Origin of the sequence: Mesorhizobium sp. 2RAF21 (assembly GCF_052115345.1) — a bacterium.
Lineage (GTDB): Bacteria > Pseudomonadota > Alphaproteobacteria > Rhizobiales > Rhizobiaceae > Mesorhizobium > Mesorhizobium terrae.
Genome location: NZ_JBFRGM010000005.1, coordinates 285920 through 299460, shown reverse-complemented (window position 1 = coordinate 299460; position 13541 = coordinate 285920). Strand labels below are relative to the sequence as shown.

The 13541-nt window shown below is 64.2% G+C and carries 18 protein-coding genes; 8 read left to right on the top strand and 10 right to left on the bottom strand.

The window, feature by feature from the left end:
- The first annotated feature begins 82 nt into the window (after positions 1 to 82).
- Positions 83 to 685, top strand: a complete 603-nt coding sequence (locus AB4136_RS10735; RefSeq protein WP_024926560.1) for a transglutaminase-like cysteine peptidase — start codon at positions 83 to 85, stop codon at positions 683 to 685.
- Between the two features lie 159 nt (positions 686 to 844).
- On the opposite strand, the gene AB4136_RS10730 is transcribed toward AB4136_RS10735, so the two are convergent.
- Positions 845 to 1372 carry a gamma carbonic anhydrase family protein gene (locus tag AB4136_RS10730; protein ID WP_024926561.1) on the bottom strand — a complete coding sequence of 176 codons (528 nt, stop codon included), beginning with the start codon at positions 1370 to 1372 and terminating at the stop codon, positions 845 to 847.
- A gap of 181 nt (positions 1373 to 1553) precedes the next feature.
- Here AB4136_RS10730 and AB4136_RS10725 point away from each other — a divergent pair, with 181 nt between their 5' ends.
- Complete coding sequence (locus tag AB4136_RS10725; RefSeq protein ID WP_024926562.1) at positions 1554 to 2294, top strand: hypothetical protein; 741 nt, start codon at positions 1554 to 1556, stop codon at positions 2292 to 2294.
- An 85-nt stretch (positions 2295 to 2379) separates the two neighbouring features.
- Here AB4136_RS10725 and AB4136_RS10720 read toward each other — a convergent pair whose 3' ends face one another.
- Together AB4136_RS10720 and cysE are read right to left on the bottom strand one after the other, a co-directional pair.
- Positions 2380 to 2583, bottom strand: coding sequence for a DUF3126 family protein (locus tag AB4136_RS10720; protein ID WP_024926563.1), 204 nt, complete (start codon positions 2581 to 2583; stop codon positions 2380 to 2382).
- Positions 2584 to 2829: 246 nt separating this feature from the next.
- A complete protein-coding gene (gene cysE / locus AB4136_RS10715; protein ID WP_024926564.1) occupies positions 2830 to 3678 on the bottom strand; it encodes a serine O-acetyltransferase in 849 nt (282 codons plus the stop codon).
- A 125-nt stretch (positions 3679 to 3803) separates the two neighbouring features.
- Here cysE and AB4136_RS10710 point away from each other — a divergent pair, with 125 nt between their 5' ends.
- Together AB4136_RS10710 and AB4136_RS10705 are read left to right on the top strand one after the other, a co-directional pair.
- Positions 3804 to 4583 carry an enoyl-CoA hydratase-related protein gene (locus tag AB4136_RS10710; protein ID WP_024927652.1) on the top strand — a complete coding sequence of 260 codons (780 nt, stop codon included), beginning with the start codon at positions 3804 to 3806 and terminating at the stop codon, positions 4581 to 4583.
- Positions 4580 to 5188 (top strand): HD domain-containing protein, encoded by a 609-nt coding sequence (locus AB4136_RS10705; protein WP_024926566.1) that lies wholly within the window; start codon positions 4580 to 4582, stop codon positions 5186 to 5188. Before AB4136_RS10710 ends, AB4136_RS10705 begins: the two co-directional genes overlap by 4 nt.
- Here AB4136_RS10705 and AB4136_RS10700 read toward each other — a convergent pair.
- The 4 genes from AB4136_RS10700 to AB4136_RS10685 form a co-directional block, all read right to left on the bottom strand.
- Complete coding sequence (locus AB4136_RS10700; RefSeq protein WP_024926567.1) at positions 5185 to 5685, bottom strand: GNAT family N-acetyltransferase; 501 nt, start codon at positions 5683 to 5685, stop codon at positions 5185 to 5187. The genes AB4136_RS10705 and AB4136_RS10700 overlap by 4 nt on opposite strands.
- Before the next feature lie 16 nt (positions 5686 to 5701).
- A complete protein-coding gene (locus AB4136_RS10695) occupies positions 5702 to 6469 on the bottom strand; it encodes an alpha/beta fold hydrolase (RefSeq protein ID WP_024926568.1) in 768 nt (255 codons plus the stop codon).
- Positions 6470 to 6487: 18 nt separating this feature from the next.
- Positions 6488 to 7018, bottom strand: coding sequence for a DUF192 domain-containing protein (locus AB4136_RS10690; protein ID WP_024926569.1), 531 nt, complete (start codon positions 7016 to 7018; stop codon positions 6488 to 6490).
- A gap of 103 nt (positions 7019 to 7121) precedes the next feature.
- Positions 7122 to 8018 (bottom strand): LysR family transcriptional regulator, encoded by an 897-nt coding sequence (locus AB4136_RS10685; RefSeq protein WP_307419330.1) that lies wholly within the window; start codon positions 8016 to 8018, stop codon positions 7122 to 7124.
- A 139-nt stretch (positions 8019 to 8157) separates the two neighbouring features.
- Here AB4136_RS10685 and AB4136_RS10680 point away from each other — a divergent pair, with 139 nt between their 5' ends.
- Complete coding sequence (locus tag AB4136_RS10680) at positions 8158 to 8727, top strand: class I SAM-dependent methyltransferase (RefSeq protein WP_024926571.1); 570 nt, start codon at positions 8158 to 8160, stop codon at positions 8725 to 8727.
- A 237-nt stretch (positions 8728 to 8964) separates the two neighbouring features.
- Positions 8965 to 9897, top strand: coding sequence for an SDR family NAD(P)-dependent oxidoreductase (locus AB4136_RS10675; RefSeq protein WP_024926572.1), 933 nt, complete (start codon positions 8965 to 8967; stop codon positions 9895 to 9897).
- 63 nt (positions 9898 to 9960) lie between these two features.
- On the opposite strand, the gene AB4136_RS10670 is transcribed toward AB4136_RS10675, so the two are convergent.
- Positions 9961 to 10557: a cold-shock protein gene (locus AB4136_RS10670; RefSeq protein ID WP_024926573.1), complete on the bottom strand. Its 597-nt coding sequence runs from the start codon at positions 10555 to 10557 to the stop codon at positions 9961 to 9963.
- Between the two features lie 219 nt (positions 10558 to 10776).
- On the opposite strand from AB4136_RS10670, the gene gloA reads away from it, so the two are divergent.
- Positions 10777 to 11217: a lactoylglutathione lyase gene (gene gloA / locus AB4136_RS10665; RefSeq protein ID WP_024926574.1), complete on the top strand. Its 441-nt coding sequence runs from the start codon at positions 10777 to 10779 to the stop codon at positions 11215 to 11217.
- A gap of 100 nt (positions 11218 to 11317) precedes the next feature.
- Positions 11318 to 11608 carry a DUF2218 domain-containing protein gene (locus tag AB4136_RS10660; RefSeq protein WP_024926575.1) on the top strand — a complete coding sequence of 97 codons (291 nt, stop codon included), beginning with the start codon at positions 11318 to 11320 and terminating at the stop codon, positions 11606 to 11608.
- A gap of 12 nt (positions 11609 to 11620) precedes the next feature.
- Here the strand turns inward: AB4136_RS10660 and AB4136_RS10655 are convergent, their stop codons facing one another.
- Both AB4136_RS10655 and ilvA read right to left on the bottom strand, forming a co-directional pair.
- Entirely contained in the window at positions 11621 to 12172 is a 552-nt protein-coding gene (locus AB4136_RS10655) for a DUF1697 domain-containing protein (RefSeq protein WP_024926576.1), read from the bottom strand.
- Positions 12169 to 13425, bottom strand: a complete 1257-nt coding sequence (gene ilvA / locus AB4136_RS10650) for a threonine ammonia-lyase IlvA (RefSeq protein WP_024926577.1) — start codon at positions 13423 to 13425, stop codon at positions 12169 to 12171. The genes AB4136_RS10655 and ilvA overlap by 4 nt, the downstream gene beginning before the upstream one ends.
- Positions 13426 to 13541: the final 116 nt, after the last annotated feature.

Genomic DNA, 13541 nt, shown 5'->3' with positions numbered 1-13541 from the left:
GTTTTACTCAATATCTACTCCCCGATTTTGCGTCAAATAAATTCGACCCTGTCATTATCCTCGCAAACGGGGAGACTGCAAAATGACGGGACTGACGGGCAAACTGCTTCTGGCGGCGGCGCTTCTGTTCGGCGCTCTGGGCACTGCCGAGGCCGGTGCCAAGTTCATGCCGACCAGCGATCGTACCACGCAGCCGGTTGGCCACTACGACCTTTGCCAGCGCCTGCCACAGGAATGCAACGAGCGCACGCCAAAGGGCGCGCCGATTGAGCTCAGCCGTCCGCTGTGGGCCGAGATCATCCAGGTCAACAATTCGGTCAACACCCGCATCAAGCCGCGCACCGATCTCGAGAACTACGGTGTCGAGGAATATTGGTCCTACCCGGACAACGGCTACGGCGACTGCGAGGACTATGCGATGGAGAAGCGCCGCGAGCTGATGGCGATGGGCGTGCCGGCCGGCGACCTCTTGATCACCGTTGCCCGCCAGCCGAATGGCGACGGCCATGCCGTGCTTACCGTGCGTACCTCGATGGGCGACTTCGTGCTCGACAATCTGCAGCCCAAGGTCAAGCTGTGGAGCGAGACCCCCTACACCTATCTCAAGCGCCAGTCCGAAGTGAATTCGGGCGTTTGGGTGACGATCACCGACGGCCGCGCCGACGCGGTCGCCAGCGTCCGCTGAGGCACAGGGAGGCCACAACAAGGCCTCCCATCGCTTCGTGGAGCAGCGAATACCCGGTCGAGTCCCTACCCTCCCCGTCCCCGAAGACCGGGTAAAGGAGCCGGCCCAGTCCCCGGGCCGGCTCCGCCTTTTTTGAGGCTGGCACGGGAACGTGCCCGCTCAAAGCTGTTTCAGGCCATCCTTGAAGCGCTTGCCGTTGGCGACATAGTGTGCGGCCGAGCCGCGCAGCCCGGCGACTGCGCCGTCATCCAGGCTGCGCACCACGCGGGCGGGCGAACCGACGATCAGCGAATTGTCTGGAAACTCTTTGCCTTCGGTCACCAGGGCGCCGGCGCCGACCAGGCAGTTCTTGCCGATCCTGGCGCCGTTGAGAACGATGGCACCCATGCCGATCAGGCTGTTGTCGCCGATCGTGCAGCCATGCAGCATGGCCCGGTGGCCGATGGTGCAACCGGCGCCGATGGTCAGCGGAAAACCGATATCGGTGTGCATGACGGTGTGTTCCTGCACATTGGTGTCGTCGCCGATCGTGATCGGCTCGTTGTCTCCCCGGATGACCACGCCGAACCAGATGCCGGCGTTGCGACCGAGGCGGACATCGCCGATCACCGTGGCATCCGGCGCGACCCAATTGCTGTCGGCATCGACGAAGCGCGGCGCCTTTCCGTCCAGTGCATAGAGCGGCATTGTTCTTCCTGAGCTTTCCATTCGGATCGGGCGGACAGTAGAGGAACGCCGGCTTCGATGACAAGCATCGGCGCCGCCCTTTACGGTCCATTTACCATAATTCCGCACAGTCCAACCGGATACTCAGCCTGCCGGAATCGCGCGTCGCGACCATCCGAAACCCGCAATCGTCGAGCCCCGCATGAGCAAGCCCGTCGCCGACAGTCATGAATTCACGGTTGTCGATTCGACGCTGATGATGAAGGTTCTCTACGGCTTCGCCATTGTCGCGCTGTTGTCGGCCACCATCAGCGTCGCTGGAAAATGGTACGGCCGCTCCATCGCCATGGGTGGCTATTCCGATGCGACGACGGTGCACGAAATCGTCATCGGCAACAATGTGCTGGCCATGCCCGACAATGTCATCCGCTTCGACAAGGCACGGCGCAACGGCGTGGCCGAGCGGCTCGATCTTTATGTGCGTTATCCCAGGATGGACGGCTACAGCGCCGCCGCCCGCGACGAATTCAACAATGCCAGCGGCAACAGGACCATCCTGTTCCTCACCTTCGAGGAACAGTCGATGTCGCGCGACATGAGCGGCCGCTTCGGGCCGATCTACAGTTCGCTGATCGCCAAGCCAGGAACGCCGGGCCCGGGCGGCATCACGCTTTACGGCTTCAACGAAAAATCGGGCTATCTGAATGAAATGCTGGCGGTGGCCGAGCGGCCGGGCAAGGACCCGTTCGTCGCGCGCTGCCTTGTCGGGCCGAGCGCCGAACAGTCGCTGGCGCCTTGCGAGCGGGACGTGCTCGTCGGCGAGAGGCTCAGCCTCACCTACCGTTTTCCGAAGGAGTTCCTGGCCGACTGGCAGGCGCTGGACGCCGCCGTTCTGGCCTTTGCGGCGCATGGCCTGAAAACGGGCGTCGCGCCGAAGAAGTAGGTGGCGGCGCACAGCTTCAAAAACATTTAGAGCGCCGCGCGTCCCTTTGGACGTGCGGCGCTCCAAAGATAGTGCGATGCCCTGATCAGGCGAGATCGATGTCGAGGATCGCCATCGAGAAATTGTAGTCGCCTTCTTCCTCATCCTTGTAGACGAGGCCGAGGAACTCGTCGCCGAGATAGAGTTCAGCCGAATCTTCCTTGCGCGGACGCGCCTTCACTTCCAGCCTTGGGTTCTGGAAGACACGCTTGAAATAGGCGTCGAGTTTTCTGATTTCGTCGGGTTTCAACGGCTTTCTCCGCTAGGAAATGGCTGCCTGGCACCATCCGGCGCACACGGCGTCCAGCGCTTCTGACATGGCAAGGATGGCGATGTAAAGGCAATCGGGTCGACGCTGTCTTCCTTCTCCCTGTTTACGGGGAGAAGGTGGCCCGAAGGGCCGGATGAGGGGCTGCGCAAGTCTTCGGCGATTGTTCCCGCCCCTCACCTGCCTGCCGGCATCCTCTCCCCGTAAACGGGGAGAGGAGAAAACACTTCAGATGTCGAACGAAACGACATGCTCCATCGACTGCGACGGCAGCAGCTGGTCCATCTGGCGCGAAGGCTGGTCGCAGCCGGTCTCGCCGACGACACGGGCCGGAACGCCGGCGACCGTCTTGTTGTGGGGCACCGCCGACAGCACGACCGAACCGGCCGCCACCTTCGAGCAATGGCCGATCTCGATATTGCCGAGGATCTTGGCACCGGCGCCGATGAGCACGCCGTGGCGGATCTTGGGGTGACGGTCACCGCCGGCCTTGCCGGTGCCGCCCAGCGTCACGGCGTGCAGGATCGAGACGTCGTCCTCGATCACCGCCGTCTCGCCAACGACGAAGCCGGTGGCGTGGTCGAGGAAGATGCCCTTGCCGATGCGGGCGGCCGGGTTGATATCGGTCTGGAACACCGAGGAGGAGCGGCTCTGCAGATAGAGCGCGAAATCCTTGCGGCCATGGTTCCATAGCCAGTGCGCCAGCCGGTGCGTCTGGATGGCGTGGAAGCCCTTGAAATAAAGCACAGGCATGATGAAGCGGTCGCAGGCCGGATCGCGGTCGAAATAGGCCTGGATGTCGACCCGCACGACGCTCGACCACGAGGGATCGTCGGTCAGCATCGCCTTGAAGGTCTGGCGGATCAGGTCAGCGCCGACATCCTGATGGGCAAGCCGTTCGGCCAGCCGATGGATCACCGCATCCTCCAGGCTGTCCTGGTTGAGGATGGTGGAATAGAGGAATGCGGCCAGCAGCGGGTCGCGGTTCACAGCCTCCATGGCCTCGTCGCGGATCGCCCGCCAGATCGGATCGACAGGCTGCAAGGCGCTCGGACGGGCGATGCTGATGCTGTTCATGGATAGTCTCCAAGGGCAGGCTTGTCTTATCCGGCCGCTGCTATAAGCCATATCATAGCACGGGTGAACTCAATTTTCCTTAGTGCATCTTCAATTGGATTTGGCACGCGGATTTTCAACCGGCGATGGAAAACGAACCCTTGATCGTGAAGGTCGCCGACAACGTGGCCTCTGTGCGCATCAACCGCCCGCGGAAGAAGAACGCCATCACCTTCGCCATGTGGCAAGCGCTGGCCGCCACCTTCGAGGCGCTGTCGGCCGATGCATCGGTGCGGGCCATTATCCTGAGCAGCGAAGGCGCTGATTTTTCCGCCGGTGCCGACATCGCCGAATTCGACACGCTGCGCGGCGGCGACAATGCCCGTCACTACGAGGCGGCCAATTCGGCCGCCTTCGCGGCGGTGCGCAATGCCCGCCCGCCGGTGATCGCGGCGCTCAAGGGCGTGTGTTTCGGCGGCGGCTTCGGCCTTGCCGCGGCCGCCGATCTCAGGGTAGCAGCGCCCGATGCGCTCTTCGCCGTGCCGGCGGCGAAGCTCGGTCTCGCCTATCCGCAGGATGCCATGCGCGACATTGTCGGCGCGGCCGGCCAGCAGATGGCCCGCTATCTTGCCTTCACCGGCGAGCGCATCGATGCGCGCGCAGCACTTGAGGCCGGCTTGCTGCTCGAAATCGTCGCCGCCGACGAGCTTGAACCACGCGCGATGGCCATTGCCACGACGATCGCCGCCAACGCGCCGCTTTCCGTGCAGGCCTCGAAACTGGCGATCAACGCCGAGTTGAGCGGCGACCTTGCGGACGCAGAACGCGCCCGCGCGGCCGGAGACCTTACCTTCGCCAGCACCGACTATGCCGAAGGTCGCGCCGCCTTCAAGGCACGGCGCCGGCCGGAGTTCACCGGACAATGAAACCGCCGCTTCTCACGCATGAGATGAAGGCCGAGCTCTCGGCCCTCTACCGCACCGCCGACCGCCACTATCACGGCATCGCCCATATCGAGGCGCTGCTGCGGCTGCTTGACGAACACCGGGCTGCATTCTCCGATCCCGAGGCGGTCGAAGCGGCGATCTGGTTCCATGACGCGATCTATGACAGCCGCGCCAAGGACAACGAGGCGCAAAGTGCCGTGCTCGCCGCCGAGAAACTGGACGGGCGAACCAACGCGCAGCGCATCGGCCGCATCGTCGCAATGATCGAGGCGACAGCTACCCATACGGTTCCGGCTCTCGACCCCGCGCCCGCCCGGCGCGACGCGGCGCTGCTGCTCGACATGGACCTGTCGATCCTGGGAGCTGCGCCGCCCGTGTTCGATGCCTATGAGGCGGCGGTGCGGCGCGAATATGCCTGGGTGGATGAGCCGCTTTGGGTGGCGGGCCGCGGCGCGGTGCTGAAGACCTTCGTCGAGCGCGACCATATCTTCCACACCGAGATTTTCCGCGATCGCCTCGAGCGCCAGGCGCGGGAAAATCTGAAGCGCTCGATCGAGGCGTTGAGGCTTGGCCCTCGCCCCTAATCGGGGAAATTTTCCATCCGCCGTTCGCGGACGGTAAAACCCGCTCGCTGGTAGACCGACAGCGCCTTCGGATGATCGTTGGTGTCGGTGTGCAGCCACACGCGCTGCGGCCGCGTCGCCCATACGGCGCGCAACGAACTGTCTAGCAGATAGGGTCCGAGCCGCCTGCCCTGGAAGGCCGCGACCAGGCCGAAGTGAACCAGCTCCACGACCGGTTCGCCGACGCCGTTGAATTCGCAGAAGCCGGCGGCGGTGCCATCGACGCGCAGGACATTGAGCCATGTCGACGGATGGGCAAGCAGGGCCGAGAGTTCGGCGGCCGGCATGCGCAGCCGCTGGTCCCAATCCAGAGGTTCGCCGACGGCGCGATAAAGATCGAGATAGGCAGCCAGCGAGAGGTTTTCGCGGCCGATCGTGGCCGTGGCAACAGGACTGGCCAGCGCTGGCCCCGATGGCGGCGCCGTCATGTCGAGATAGGTGACGAGGAGTTCGACCATCGCGCTGCTGAAGAGCTCAGAGCGGATGTTCGGAATAGAATTCCAGCACGCGCTTCTTGAAGGTGCGGTCGCCGACTGAAAGCATGTGGTCGCGGCCTTCGATGTGGAAAGCCGTGGCGTTGGGCATGAGTGCGGCCAGTTCGTCCGGCGAGCCGGCGATGTCGTCGGTGGTGCCGACGGCGATCAGCGTCGGCTGGGCGATGCGCGCCACCTGGTCCTCCGACAATTCGTCACGCGAGCCGATGATGCAGGCGGCAAGGGCCTCACGGTCGCTTTTGGTCTGGTCGGCGAAGGCGCGGAACATGCGGCCGCGCGCATGGGTGATAGCTGCTGCTTCGTCTGCGAGCAGCGCCTCGGCGATCGGGTCCCAGTCGCCGACACCGTCGACCAGCCCGATGCCCAGCCCGCCAAGTACCAGCGTCGCCACCTTGCCAGGTTCCGACAGCGCCAGGAAGGCTGACACCCGCGCGCCCATCGAATAGCCCATCACATGGGCGCGCTCGATGCCGAGATGGTCGAGCAGCGCCGCCGCGTCCGACGCCATCTTGTCGGGCGTGTAATCGGCGCCGTCATAAGTCTTGGTCGACGCGCCATGGCCGCGATGATCGAAGGCGATGGCGCGGTAGCCGGCATCGTTGAGCGTCTTGAACCAGCCCGGCGCCACCCAGTTCACATAATGGCTGGAGGCGAAACCGTGGATCATCAGCACCGGGTCGCCGCTGCCCGAGGCGGGCTGGCGGTCGAGGAAAGCAAGGTCGAAGCCTTCATGGCTGAAGGATTGCATGGCGTGGTCCCGCTCTCTTCACTTGGTGCCGGAAACGGCCTGGACGGCCGGGTGCTTGATCAGGTCGCCCTCGGCGATGCCTTGGCGAGCCGCGGTACCGGCTTTCAGCTCGAGCACGAAACGCACGGGGGCGTCAGGGGCGATGACGGCCTCCGACTGCGGCTCGCCCTTGCGGATGGCGCTGATGCGGCCATCCTCGCCGATGAAGATCAGGTCGAGCGGCATCGGCGTGTTCTTCATCCAGAAACCGACGCCCTCGGTCTGATCGAACACGAACAACATGCCGCGGTCGTCCGGCATGGTCTGCCGGAACATCAGTCCCGCCTCGCGTTCGTCCTCGGTGTCGGCGATCTCGATCTGGAAGGCGCGGTCGCCCTTGGCGGTGACCGCGACCAAAGGCGCTGCATCGACCGGCAGCATCATCGCCTGGTTCTCGGCGGTGGCCGGCGAGAGCACGAACAGGCTGAGGCAGATGGCGACCAGCGCCGCCAACATGGCAACGGCGGCAAGCGAAGGTCTGGCTTCCTTCACGGCATTCAATCGAACCATCGCGGCCTCACATCAGCTTCGCCCATCGACCCATGCAAAGCGGCCGGAATCGTGACGACGCCTGTTGGAGCATGCCGAACAGGCAAAGCCAAGCCGGCAACCGTCATGCCATCAATCTCGCGAAACGGGCACGCACGCGCTCGCGCGCAAAGTCGACGAAGGCGCGCAGCTTGGGCAGCATCTGGGAGCGGCTGGGGTAATAAAGGAACAATCCAGGTGAATCGGGCGCGTATTTTTCGAGGACCACTTCAAGCTCCCCCTTGCGCACCAGCGGCATGACGAGCGGCTCCGGCGCATAGGCCAGTCCAAGCCCCTTGATGGCGGCGGCGATGTTCAAGTCCCCATCATTGACGATCAGCGGACCGTCGACCGAGACCTCGATGTCGCGGCCATCCTCGATGAACTCCCAGCGATAGATCGCGCGTCGCGAGGCGCGGCGCGAACGGATGCAGCGGTGAAGCTGCAGGTCGGCCGGTCGCTGCGGCCGGCCGTGGCGGGCAAAATAGTGCGGAGCGCCGACAACGACGAAGCGGAAGGAAGGCGTCAGCCGCATCGCCACCATGTCGGCCTCGACAAGCTCACCCAGCCGCACGCCCGCATCAAAACCCTCGCCGACGATATCGGTCAGCGCGTTCTCGGCGAACAGTTCGACTTCCAGCGCCGGATAGCGGCCGCAGAATTCCGACAGCAACTCGTCGGCCAGCAACGGCAATAGCGGGCGCGGCACGGTGATGCGCAGCAGGCCGGTCACTTCGGCGCCCAGCGCCTGCGCGGCCTCGAAACCCAACATCAGCCGGTCCAGCGCCGGGCGGGCGTGATCGACGAAGCGCTCTCCTGCTTCGGTGAGCCCGACACTGCGGGTGGTGCGCGTCAAAAGCGTTACGCCGATGCGGGCCTCCAGCGCGCGCACGATCTGGCTCAGCGCCGATGGCGAAAGGCTGAGTTCCTGCGCGGCGGCGCGAAAGGAACGCAATTCGGCGACGCGCAGGAACGCAACCACACCGTCCAGCTGATCGCGAGTAATTATGAAGCCTGAATGCATAGTACATGTAGTTTATGTCGTATTCTCGGACAGTTTCAAGAGACCTACCTTCGGGTTTGCCGCGCGTTGGGCGCCGGCACACTACCGGAGATCAGCCATGTCGGCCGACGCACTCGCCTTCTTTCTCGCCTGGATATCGGCTCCCTTGCGGGTGGCTTCGGTGACGCCGTCCAGCCAGGCATTGGCCGATCTGATCACCAGCGAGATCTCCGGCGCGACGGGACCGGTGCTGGAACTCGGGCCCGGCACCGGCGTCTTCACCCGCGCACTCATCAGGCGGCAGGTGGTCGAAAGCGACCTCACCCTCGTCGAGCTCGGCGGGGATTTCGCCAGATTGCTGCGGCTGCGTTTCCCAGATGCAAGGGTGCTGGAAATCGATGCCGCCGCGATCGGCCAGTCACCGCTGTTCGACGCCGCGATGGCTGGCGCCGCGATAAGCGGGTTGCCGCTCCTGTCGATGCCGCCGCCCAAGGTGACGGCGATCCTCGCCGGTTCGTTCCGGTGGCTACGACCCGAGGCGGCCTTCTACCAGTTCACCTACGGACCGCGCTGCCCGGTTGCGCCGTCCGTACTTGAGCAGCTCAACCTCAAGGCCGAGCGGGTCGGCAGGACCCTGCGCAACGTGCCGCCGGCCGCCGTCTACCGCATCACGCGCCAAGCCGGATGAGGGGTGTTGGAAGAAACGACGCGATGCGGGTCGGACACCTTGATCTCAGGGGAGGCATTGGCACGGGCGCACTCCGTCCAGCACCCCTCGTCCGACCTCGCTTACGGCGGCTGCGCCGCCGCGCTCGGCCACCTTCTCCCGCAAGGGGAGAAGGGAGATTGCACCATGATCGCCGCCGATGAACGGCCACACATGCGCTGAACGAACTTACGTCAGCGCCCGCAAAAGGAGAAAACAATGACGCAAGACACCGGCAAACCCTCGCGACGGCGCATATTGGGCACGGCGGCAGTGGGCGTGGGCGCCGGGCTGGCGCTCGGCCTGTCCGGCGGCGTGGTGCTTGGCCAATCGTCCAGCCCGCCGCCTCCGCCACGCATCGAAGGCCGGCGCTTCGAAGGCAAGGTCGTCGTCGTCACCGGCGCCACATCGGGCATCGGCCGCTCCGCCGCGATCGCCTTTGCGCGCGAGGGCGGCAAGGTCGGCTTCTGCGGCCGGCGCCAGCATCTCGGCCAACAGGTCGAAGACGAGATCAAGGCGGCCGGCGGCGATGCATTTTATGTGCCCGCCGACGTGCTGAAGGAAGAGGACGTGAGCGCCTTCATCGCCAAGGTCGTCGACCGCTACGGCCGCCTCGACGTGGCGTTCAACAATGCCGGCATCACGCTGGAAAAGACGCTGCACGAATATAGCGCCGACGAATGGGACCGGGTGGTGAACACCAATCTGCGCGGTGTGTTCCTGGCCATGAAATACCAGCTCCCGCATATGATGGCGGTGGGCGGCGGTACCATCGTCGTGACCTCGTCGTCCAACGCCATCGCCACCAGCGCGAAGCGTGCCGCCTACACAGCCAGCAAGCGCGCGCTGGTCGGGCTGGTCCAGGCCGCCGCGCTCGACTATGCCGCCCACAACATCCGGGTGAACGCGCTGCTGCCGGGCACGACCGACACCGAACTGGTGCGGCGCGTCGCCGGCATGGAGGCAATTCCCGACGCCGCCTGGAAAGTCGCGGCCGCGCAATGGGCGAAGTCGAACGTGCCCGGCCTTGGCCGCATGGCCACCGCCGACGAGATCGCGGCATTCGCGCTGGTGCTTGCCTCGAACGACCACCCCTACATGACCGGTGCCTCGCTCGTCATCGACGGCGGGAAAACGGCGCATGGCGGATAAACACATGGGCGGATAAACAAAAGGCCGCCTTCCGGCGGCCATCGCTTTGGGAATGCGGTGCGCTTAATGCGCTACCGGCAGGGTTCCCACATCGGGATGGACTTCGGCGGCCATCAGCCCCTTGTCGCCCCGGCCATAGCGCACCAGAACCACCTGGCCCGGCCGCAATTCGGTGACACCGTAGCGGCGCAACGTCTCCATATGGATGAAGATGTCCTCGGTGCCTTCGCCGCGCGTCAGGAAGCCAAATCCCTTGGTGCGGTTGAACCACTTGACCAGGGCCCGCTCCAGCCCGCTCTCGGGCGTAACCGCGACATGGGTGCGCTGTTCCTGCATCTCCGCAGGATGCACCGCCGTCGAGATATCCATCGACAGGACGCGGAACGCCTGCAGTCCGCGATCGCCCTGCTTGACCAGGCAGACCACCCGCGCGCCTTCGAGCGCGGTCTGGAAACCGTCGCGGCGCAGGCAGGTCACATGCAGGAGGATATCGCCGGAATCGCCTTCGTCGGGAAGAATGAAGCCATAACCCTTGGCAACGTCGAACCATTTGATGGCGCCGGAGACCTCCAAAAGGTCCGCCGTTTCACCGATCTCGTCGAGCCCGGCGGTGTCGCCTAGAAGCGCACCCCGCCCGATCAGAGAGGCTTTTTCCCCCATCAGAACGCCCCCTTTCTCCGAAACTGCATCAACTGATTCTTTACATGAGATTAACACTGCGGCTTCCGGGGTGTGCAAGAGCTGACGTGCCTTTTTTCACCGGCTCATTCAATCTCCACCACAAACGTTGTTTGCCGACTGCCGTCGCGTTGTTTTTCTACGTTGCGGGGTATCCTCACGACCCCTATGGTGCGCCACACCCCAAGCTTGGAGACGAATATGCGCTATCTGCACACGATGGTCCGTGTGGCCAATGTCGAACAATCCCTCGACTTCTACTGCAACAAGCTGGGTTTGAAGGAAGTGCGCCGCTACGAAAACGAGCAGGGCCGCTTCACGCTGATCTTCCTGGCGGCATCCGAAGACGAGGCAAGCGGCGTCGAGGCGCGCGCGCCATTGGTCGAGCTGACCTACAATTGGGATCCCGAAGACTACAAGGGCGGCCGCAACTTCGGCCATCTCGCCTACGAGGTCGACGACATCTACGCCACCTGCCAGCAGCTGATGGACAAGGGCGTGACCATCAATCGCCCGCCGCGCGACGGCAACATGGCCTTCATCAAGTCGCCCGACGGCATCTCGATCGAGTTGCTGCAGAAGGGGCCGGCCAAGGGCAAGGCCGAACCCTGGGCCTCGATGCCGAACACCGGTACCTGGTAACAAGATACCTGACTTCCGGCGGGTCCGACCTATTTCAGGTCAGGCCCGCCTCACCCAGCCAGCGTGACGCCAGCCAGGACAATCGAAAACGGAGAATTCCATGTCCAACAGTCATGCCGACGTCGCCACCGAACATGCCAGCCGCTATCTGCAGCAGCTCTGCAAACATTGGGCGCACAAGTTTCCGGTCTCTTTCGACCCGAACCATGGCGAGATCGAGCTGACCATCGGCCGCACCGTGATGGACGCCGGCGACACCGCGCTGCGCATCGCGCTGACCGCCGCCGATGCGGCATCGCTGGAGCGCCTGGAGAGCGTGGTCGAGGACCACATCAAGCGTTTTGCCTTCCGCGAGGAACTGGCCTTCGCCTGGCAACGCCAGGCTGCCTGATCCTTCGCCGCCTCAGCGCGGCGCCGGCGAAACCATCTCGGCCAGCGCAAGCACCGAACGCCAGTTGCGCGTGGTACCGGGCACCTTCAGCGTGCGCGGCAGGATTTCGGCGAATTTCGACCTGCCGAGCCCGTCCGGCGCGTGAAGGTAGAGCACGTCGCCCTTAACCGCGAAACGCTCCGGTCCCGTGCATTTTTCGGCGAGCCGGCCGATTTCCTCGGCCGTCGGCTCCCGCTCCAGCGCCATCGCGTGCAGTTTGGTCGGGTCCTCCGCGACTTCCGGATAAGGATTGTCCGCCACCAGCCGCTCGAACCAGGCGGCGTCGCGCACCATGATGCGCGAATAGAAGCCCCAGCGCTTCTCGAACGCCGCCTCGATCGTCCTGGTCAGCGCCACCGCATCCGCCTTGGCCGCGCGGAACACGACATTGCCGCTTTGCACGTAGCTGGCGACATTGGTGAAGCCGAGCTCCTCGAAGAAAGCGCGCAGCTCCGCCATTTTCACGATGCGGTTGCCGCCGACATTGATGCCGGAAAACAGCGCGACGAAACCAATCTCGCTCATATGATGAAGCCCGCCAGCGTCTCGTTTTCGGTGATGTCCTGATATTGCACGCCATGTGTGTCGAAATTGGCGAGCAGCAGATCGAAATTGCGGCGATCCTTGGTCTCGATGCCGATCAGCACCGAGCCGAAATTGCGCGCCGACTTCTTCAGATATTCGAAGCGGGCGATGTCGTCGTCAGGTCCCAGCATTTCGAGGAAATCGCGCAGCGCGCCCGGCCGCTGCGGAAACCGGATGATGAAGTATTTCTTCAAGCCTTCGAAGCGTAGCGCCCGCTCCTTGACGTCGGGCAGGCGCTCGAAATCGAAATTGCCGCCCGAGACGACGGCGACGACGGTCTTGCCCTTGATCTCCTTGCGCGGAAAATCCTTGAGCGCGTCGATGGCGAGCGCTCCCGCCGGTTCCAGCACGACACCCTCGACATTCAGCATCTCGATCATGGTGGCGCAGAGCCGGTTTTCGGGCACCAGCCGCACGTCATCCTGCGAAAAGCCTTTCAGGTGCCGGAACGGCTCGCGGCCGATCTCGGCCACCGCCGCGCCGTCGACGAAATTGTCGACCTTGGCGAGTTTGACGCGCTTGTCGGCGGCGAGGCTTTCCTTGAGGCTCGGCGCGCCGGCCGGTTCGCAGAAGACGAAACGCGGCACCCTGCCCCGCTCGGCGAAATAATGCGACACGCCGGCGGCCAGCCCGCCGCCGCCGACCGGCAGCAGCACGATGTCGGGCACGCGCGCGCCGGGCATCTGGTCGGCGATCTCATAAGCGACGGTGGCCTGTCCCTCGATGATATCCTTGTGGTCGAAGGGCGGCACCATATGGGCGCCGCTCTGCTCGGTGAATTCGAAGGCGGCGCGATAGCATTCGTCGAAGAAATCGCCCACCAGCCTGATCTCGACGTATTCGGCGCCGAACAGCCTTGTCTTGTCGATCTTCTGCTGCGGTGTCGTCACCGGCATGAAGACCACGCCCCTGCGGCCGAAATGGCGGCAAACGAAGGCGAAGCCCTGGGCGTGGTTGCCGGCCGACGCGCATACGAACAACTCTGCCTCGTTGCCCTCGGCCAGCGCCTTGCGGAAGAAGTTGAAGGCGCCGCGGATCTTGTAGGAGCGCACCGGCGTCAAATCCTCGCGCTTCAGGAGCACCCGCGCGCCGAATTTGCGTGACAGGTAGTCGTTCTCCTGCAGGGGCGTCTCGGGGAAGATCTGGCGTACCGCGGCGGCGGCATTGGCGACGCGGTCGGCGAAGCTGGTCATCGGACAAGCCCTTGTTGCGATTGTTGTAACCGTTCCTGACGCCATTTTGGCTTTGGTGCAACAGTTGGCTCTCGACAGATCGCCGTGGGCATGGTTTTCGCGGCCCTGGACTTACT

Bases quoted from the DNA above. Each gene is read 5' to 3' on its own strand.
- ilvA (WP_024926577.1), bottom strand. From the start codon at position 13,425: ATGACCAGCTTCGCCGACCGCGTCGCCAATGCCGCCGCCGCGGTACGC.
- AB4136_RS10660 (WP_024926575.1), top strand. From the start codon at position 11,318: ATGTCCAACAGTCATGCCGACGTCGCCACCGAACATGCCAGCCGCTAT.
- cysE (WP_024926564.1), bottom strand. From the start codon at position 3,678: ATGAACAGCATCAGCATCGCCCGTCCGAGCGCCTTGCAGCCTGTCGAT.
- AB4136_RS10730 (WP_024926561.1), bottom strand. From the start codon at position 1,372: ATGCCGCTCTATGCACTGGACGGAAAGGCGCCGCGCTTCGTCGATGCC.
- gloA (WP_024926574.1), top strand. From the start codon at position 10,777: ATGCGCTATCTGCACACGATGGTCCGTGTGGCCAATGTCGAACAATCC.
- AB4136_RS10695 (WP_024926568.1), bottom strand. From the start codon at position 6,469: ATGCAATCCTTCAGCCATGAAGGCTTCGACCTTGCTTTCCTCGACCGC.
- AB4136_RS10700 (WP_024926567.1), bottom strand. From the start codon at position 5,685: ATGGTCGAACTCCTCGTCACCTATCTCGACATGACGGCGCCGCCATCG.
- AB4136_RS10735 (WP_024926560.1), top strand. From the start codon at position 83: ATGACGGGACTGACGGGCAAACTGCTTCTGGCGGCGGCGCTTCTGTTC.
- AB4136_RS10710 (WP_024927652.1), top strand. From the start codon at position 3,804: ATGGAAAACGAACCCTTGATCGTGAAGGTCGCCGACAACGTGGCCTCT.
- AB4136_RS10655 (WP_024926576.1), bottom strand. From the start codon at position 12,172: ATGAGCGAGATTGGTTTCGTCGCGCTGTTTTCCGGCATCAATGTCGGC.
- AB4136_RS10725 (WP_024926562.1), top strand. From the start codon at position 1,554: ATGAGCAAGCCCGTCGCCGACAGTCATGAATTCACGGTTGTCGATTCG.
- AB4136_RS10680 (WP_024926571.1), top strand. From the start codon at position 8,158: ATGTCGGCCGACGCACTCGCCTTCTTTCTCGCCTGGATATCGGCTCCC.
- AB4136_RS10705 (WP_024926566.1), top strand. From the start codon at position 4,580: ATGAAACCGCCGCTTCTCACGCATGAGATGAAGGCCGAGCTCTCGGCC.
- AB4136_RS10690 (WP_024926569.1), bottom strand. From the start codon at position 7,018: ATGGTTCGATTGAATGCCGTGAAGGAAGCCAGACCTTCGCTTGCCGCC.
- AB4136_RS10675 (WP_024926572.1), top strand. From the start codon at position 8,965: ATGACGCAAGACACCGGCAAACCCTCGCGACGGCGCATATTGGGCACG.
- AB4136_RS10670 (WP_024926573.1), bottom strand. From the start codon at position 10,557: ATGGGGGAAAAAGCCTCTCTGATCGGGCGGGGTGCGCTTCTAGGCGAC.